The sequence below is a fragment of the Rhodococcus sp. NPDC059234 genome (assembly GCF_042754225.1).
Lineage (GTDB): Bacteria > Actinomycetota > Actinomycetes > Mycobacteriales > Mycobacteriaceae > Rhodococcus_G.
This window is the reverse complement of record NZ_JBHZAH010000190.1, coordinates 1-5,577: the sequence shown is the minus strand read 5'-3', so window position 1 is coordinate 5,577 and position 5,577 is coordinate 1. Positions and strand designations below refer to the sequence as shown.

The window sequence follows — 5,577 nt, the reverse complement described above, 5'->3', positions numbered from 1 at the left end:
GGGCGACGTCGGTGGGTCTAGCGCGCGGCGGCGGTCTCCTCCGCCGGCAGTTCCGCCGGCAGGTCGCGCCGCAGCTTCTCGCCCTCGATGTCGACATTCGGCAGGATCCTGTCCAGCCACTTCGGGATCCACCACGCCTTGTCCCCGAGCAGTGCCATCACTGCCGGGATGATCACCATCCGGACGACGAAGGCGTCGAAGAAGACCGCGGCGGCCAGCGCGAAGCCGATCGACTTGATGAACGAGTTCGGCTCGGCCATGAAGGCGCCGAAGACCGAGATCATGATCAGCGCGGCGGCGGTGACCACCCGTGAACCGTGACCGAAGCCGATCTTCATCGCGTCCTTCGCGGACGCGCCGTGCACGTACTCCTCCCGCATCCGGGTCACCAGGAACACCTGGTAGTCCATCGCCAGGCCGAACACCACGCCGATCAGGAAGATCGGCATGAAGCTGACCAGCGGCTGCGGATTGCCGATCAGCCCGCCCCAGCCGTTCTGGAAGATCGCGACCGTCGCGCCAAAGGTCGCCGCGACGCTGAGCAGGAAGCCGGCAGTCGCAGTGAGCGGCACCAGGATCGACCGGAACACGAGCATCAGCAACACGAACGCCAGTCCCACGACCACCGCGAGGTAGGGGATCAGCGCGCTCTGCAGGCGGTCCGAGATGTCGGTCTCGAGGGCGGTCTGGCCGGTGACGCCGTAGTTGACGCCGATCTTCTCGTGCAGGCCCGCCTCGCTGTCGCGGATGGACTGCATCAGGTCGACGGTCGCGGCGGCGGTGGGGGCGCTGGACGGGGTGACCATGATCTGCGCGGTGTCGCCGGCCGGGTTCATCCCGATCACCTGAGCGTTGGTGACGTCCGGCTGGTCCTTGATGGTCTGCAACACCGTGCCGAAGGCCTCCGGTGCGGGGACGCTGGCATCGCGCGCATCGACCACCACCAGCAGCGGGCCGTTGCGGCCCGGACCGAAGCCCTTGTCGACCAGGTCGTAGGCCTGGCGTGAGGCGGTGGCCGGGTCCCCGGTGCTCTCGCTGGGCAGTGCCAGCTTCAGCCCGAAGGTAGGCAGCGCCAGCACCGCGAGCAGGAGCACGCCGCCGATCAGCGGGACCGCGGGCACGCGGGCGACCCAGTTGGCGTAGCGCATCGCGGGGCCCGGCTTCACCGAACCGGACTCGGGGTCCTTGGCCTTGACGAACGGGATCCTGCCGGCGAACACCTTGCGGCCGAACAGCCCGAGCATCGCGGGCAGGAAGGTCAGGGCGACGAGGACCGCGATGAAGACGGAGAACGCCGCGGCCGTGCCCATGTCGGTGAGGAACTTGATGCCCACCACCCGCAGCGCGACGAGGGCGATGATCACCGTGAGGCCCGCGAACACGACGGCCGAACCGGCGGTGCCAACGGCGCGACCGGCCGCCTCCTCGCGGTTGTCGGTGACGGTCATCTCGTGCCGGAACCGGGAGACGATGAACAGCGAGTAGTCGATCGCGACCGCGAGTCCGATCATCATCGCCAGGGTCGGGGTCATCGAGCCGAGTTCGGTGAAACCGGTGGCCACCGAGATGCCCAGGCTGCCGATGCCGACGCCGATGATCGCGGAGATCAGCGGCAGGCCGGCGGCGACGAGCGAGCCGAAGGTGATCATGAGGACGATCGCGGCCACGGCCATGCCGACCAGCTCGGTCGAGCCGCCCGGGGCCTCCTGCGTCTGGGCGGCGGTGCCGCTGACCTTGACGGTCAGCCCGGCATCGCGCGCGATCTGCGCTGCGGCATCGATCTGGTCGGTGAGTTCGGTTGTCACGGACTTGAAATCACCGGTGAAGGGCACCTCGACGTAGCCGACCGTCTGGTCCGGGCTCAGCGGGGACAGGGCCTCCGCATCGGCGACGGCCTGGGCGACCGGAGCGCCCGACTTCTCGGCCTGCGCGGTGGCCATCTCGATCATCTTGCTGTTGGCCACAACGGGATTGACGAGCGCCGTGCTGCGTTCGCCGCCGGGAGCGGGCGCCGACGGGTCGGCCTTGGCGCCGGGCTCGACCGCGTCGATGGTGCGCACCTTGGCGAGCGCCGCGTCCATCGCGGCCTCGTTGGCGGGCGTCGCCAGCGACTGGCCGTCGGGTGCGGCGAAGACGAATCGCGCCGACAGCGAGTTGAACGGGTCCTTGCCCGCGGCGGGGAAGCGCTCGGTCATCAGGTCCTGCGCCTTCTGCGCGGGCGTCCCGGGGATCGAGAACGAGTCGTTGGTCGGGCCGGAGAGGGTGGCGGCGCCGACGCCCATCAGGACCAGGAGTGCGAGCCAGATCGCCAGGACCGTGCCTTTTCGCCGGTAGGCGAACTTGCCGATCCGATACAGATAGGTGGCCATGGAGGACCCTTCGATGTGGAGATGGTCAGGACTGGACGGACCGCGGCGCGGGGACCGTGGCGACGGGCTGGGGGATTCCGGCCCGGAGTTGGGTGAACGCCGCCGCCACGAGGGGAGCAGGCGTGTCGTGGCCGGTGTTGCCCTGCATCCACAGGTCGATCGCGGCCTTGGCGGCGGCGGCGGCGACCATCTGCAGCAGGTTCGGGTAGAGGTCGTTGTCGACGTCGGTCCCGGTGCGGTCGGCGATGGCCTCGCCGAGGATCCGACTCACCCGGCCGTGCACCTCGAGCTTGCGGGCCAGCAGGGCGGGGCTGTCCTCGACGAGGGCCATCACGGCGAACGTCTCGTCGAGGTCGCGCGCGGGGTCGGTCACGATGCCGACCACCACCTGCTCTAGCGAGTCCCAGATCGGTTCGTCGACGGGGCGGGCCCGCAGCTGCGCCGCCCACGCGGTCCCCTCGGTCTCGGAGCGGTAGAGGATGGCCTCTTCCTTGGACGGGAAGTAGTTGTGGAAGGTGCGGGTGGACACCCCGGCCTCGGCGGCGATCGCGTCGGCGGTGACGGCGTCGACTCCCACGGTTCTGGCCAGCCGGACGGCCGCATCGCTCAGTGCCGTGCGGGTGGCGGCCTTCTTGCGGTCGCGGAGTGGCAGTTGTGCGGTCACCTCTTCGAAGGTACGGAGATTGCACATATCTGCAAACTTGCAGAGGGATGCAATTTTTGTCGGTTTGGTCATACCTCGGCATCCGATGTGTCGGCGATCACTTCGGGATCCGCTCGGCGGGGGCGCAGGTCGGAGGTTCGCTGTGACTGAACAGTCCGAGGAGTGCGCCCGGAGGCTGAAGTCCGCCCTCGGGCCTGCGGTGCAGCTGCCGGGATCCGACGGTTACCGCCGGGACTTCGCGGGCGTCTTCTTCCCAGACGCCGCGCGGCGCCGTCCCGCGTGCGTCGTCCAGCCCGCCGCGGTCGCAGACGTGTCCGCGACGCTGCGGATCGTCGAAGGGGCCGGTGTCCGACTCGCCGTCCGTGGCGGCGGACTGAGCTCGAACTGCGTCGCCGACGACGCCGTGATGCTGGACCTGTCCGCGCGGCTGCACGGCGTGCGGCACGAGGGCGGGCGGGTGCTCGTCGAGGGCGGCGCGACCGTCGCCGCGATGCTTGCCTCGCTCGCCCCGCACACCCTGGGCGTCTACAGCGCGGAGCTGCGTCCCGGGTTTCCCGAGACGGCAGCCGAGATCGAGGCCGCCTACGGCGGAAACTCGACCGGCTGCGCGCCGTGCGGGACCGTCACGATCGCGCCGGGGTGCTCGCAGGCAGCCCGCTGTAAGGGGCCTCGCGAACCGCCTGTCGGCGGGAGTTCGGGGGAGTAGATTGGCACACGGTGCTTGCCGAACACTCTCGCTTGTTGATCATGCACGGTGGAGGCGGAATCCCAATGACACCAGACGAACTCATGACAGAGGCTTGCCGGTTGGCGAAGGAGTCGGTCGTCAACAACTGGGGCGGGCCGTTCGGTGCGGTGATCGCCCGGGACGGCGACATCGTCGCGCGAGGGCAGAATCGGGTGCTGCTCACCGGTGACCCCACCGCACACGCCGAGATCGAGACCATTCGCAAGGCCGTCGCGGTCCTCAACTCGGAGGCGCCGAGTATTCCCCAGGACCGTCAGAACGAGGCGACTCTGCAGTTGGTCCCGCGGCCCGAGGGGTCGGTAGACAGTCTGCCCGAACGCGCAAAGATGTTGATGGGCAGGGAGATCTACATCAGTGGAGCGCCCGGCCCGATGTGTATGAGCGCCATCTACTGGGCACGTCTGGACGCGGTGCGCTTCGCCAGTGATCTCGCGGCGACGAGCAGCACCGGGTTCGACGATGCCTTCCAGTACGAGGACTTCACCAGGCCGTTGACCGAACGCCGGATCAAGGTCGAGCAGTTCCGCCCCGACCTCGGCGCCGAGGCGTACGCCAGCTGCACCGGGAAGCAAGACAGGCATCCGTGCTGACATGCCGGCGCCGGACGCCGCCGCGCCACGTCACCCACCCGCGACAGTGGTCGTCACGCAGCGGATCCGTCCGGGTCAGGAGTCCGCGTTCAGGCACTGGCAGGACGAGGTGGACACGGCGGCGGCGTCGTTTTCCGGATTCCTGGGCACCGAGGTAGGCCTGTCGCCCGGCTCGGAGTCGGAGTGGTCGGTGCGCTATCGGTTCGACGGTGCCGACAGCCTGCGGCACTGGCTGGACAGCGAGACACGGCGAGCGTTGATGGCTCGCGGTGACGAGCTCTTCGAGGGTGCACCGACCCAGTACGTGCTGATCGACGAGGGGCGCGACGATGCGGTCACCGTTGCGGTGTCGCATCCGCAGGTGCCCGGTCGCGAAGCGGAGTTCCTCGCCTGGCAGCGTCGGGTCATCGAGGCGGAGAGTGCATTTCCCGGCTTTCGTGGATCGGAGATGCATCGTCCGGTGCCGGGGATCCAGGAGGACTGGATCATCCTGTTCACTTTCGACTCGTCGGAGAAGCTCGACCGGTGGCTGGCTTCTCCCGAGCGCGCGGCGTTGCTCGAGGAGGGTCGGGAGTTCAGGGACTTCAAGGTCCAGCAGATCGCGAATCCGTACGGTTCGTGGTTCCCGGCTCGCGGACCCGGCATCGCGTCCGCGGCCTCGTGGAAGACCGCGCTGTCGGTGCTGATGGGGCTCTATCCGACGGTGGTGATCCTGACCATCGTGATCGCCGAGGTCTGGCCGGGCGCACCGCTGTGGGTCAGCCTGTTGGTGGGCAACGTGCTGTCCGTGAGCATCCTGACCTGGGTGGTGATGCCGGTGGTCACTCGCGTCTTGGGATTCTGGCTCGAGCCCGACGATCCCCACGACCGGCGCACGGAACGGCTCGGTGTGGCGGTCTCGGTCGGCTTCCTCGCGGTGGCCGCGATCGTGTTCTGGCTCGTGACGAGGGTCTTCTGGACGCTGCCGTAGACGTGCTTGTGCTGTGGTTTCGGCTGTCATGGGGCGGGCTCGTCATCGTGAGACCCGTAGCGGTGGCTACCAGCGTCGGGGTTCCGCTGGGCGCGTCTGTCTCGCAGGTCGGTGTCCTTGCGGGCTTGGGCACGTTTGAGCGCCTGGGCGAGGAGGTCGTCGAGGTGGTGGCGGTGGTTGACCCGGGGTTGTCGGCCGGGGTCGAGGTGTGCGGGTGGGGTCCATTCGGTGCGGCC

5 protein-coding genes are annotated in these 5,577 nt (G+C 68.8%); 3 read left to right on the top strand and 2 right to left on the bottom strand.

Translation table 11 applies throughout. The annotated features are described in order from the left end of the window. Positions 1–17: 17 nt before the first annotated feature. Positions 18–2,369: an MMPL family transporter gene (locus tag ACFXGJ_RS23905; RefSeq protein ID WP_378625746.1), complete on the bottom strand. Its 2,352-nt coding sequence runs from the start codon at positions 2,367–2,369 to the stop codon at positions 18–20. A gap of 25 nt (positions 2,370–2,394) precedes the next feature. Beyond that, positions 2,395–3,060, bottom strand: coding sequence for a TetR family transcriptional regulator (locus ACFXGJ_RS23900; protein ID WP_378625745.1), 666 nt, complete (start codon positions 3,058–3,060; stop codon positions 2,395–2,397). Between the two features lie 115 nt (positions 3,061–3,175). On the opposite strand from ACFXGJ_RS23900, the gene ACFXGJ_RS23895 reads away from it, so the two are divergent. From ACFXGJ_RS23895 to ACFXGJ_RS23885, 3 genes are all read left to right on the top strand, one after another. Then, positions 3,176–3,739 carry an FAD-binding protein gene (locus tag ACFXGJ_RS23895; RefSeq protein ID WP_378625744.1) on the top strand — a complete coding sequence of 188 codons (564 nt, stop codon included), beginning with the start codon at positions 3,176–3,178 and terminating at the stop codon, positions 3,737–3,739. 101 nt (positions 3,740–3,840) lie between these two features. Continuing rightward, complete coding sequence (locus ACFXGJ_RS23890; RefSeq protein WP_378625743.1) at positions 3,841–4,371, top strand: nucleoside deaminase; 531 nt, start codon at positions 3,841–3,843, stop codon at positions 4,369–4,371. A gap of 1 nt (position 4,372) precedes the next feature. After that, on the top strand, positions 4,373–5,341 hold the full coding sequence (locus tag ACFXGJ_RS23885) for an antibiotic biosynthesis monooxygenase (protein WP_378625742.1): 969 nt from the start codon (positions 4,373–4,375) through the stop codon (positions 5,339–5,341). The last annotated feature ends 236 nt before the right edge of the window (positions 5,342–5,577 follow it).

Excerpts from the sequence above, each read along its gene's own strand:
- ACFXGJ_RS23885 (WP_378625742.1), top strand. The coding sequence starts at position 4,373 with ATGCCGGCGCCGGACGCCGCCGCGCCACGTCACCCACCCGCGACAGTG.
- ACFXGJ_RS23905 (WP_378625746.1), bottom strand. The coding sequence starts at position 2,369 with ATGGCCACCTATCTGTATCGGATCGGCAAGTTCGCCTACCGGCGAAAA.
- ACFXGJ_RS23900 (WP_378625745.1), bottom strand. The coding sequence starts at position 3,060 with ATGTGCAATCTCCGTACCTTCGAAGAGGTGACCGCACAACTGCCACTC.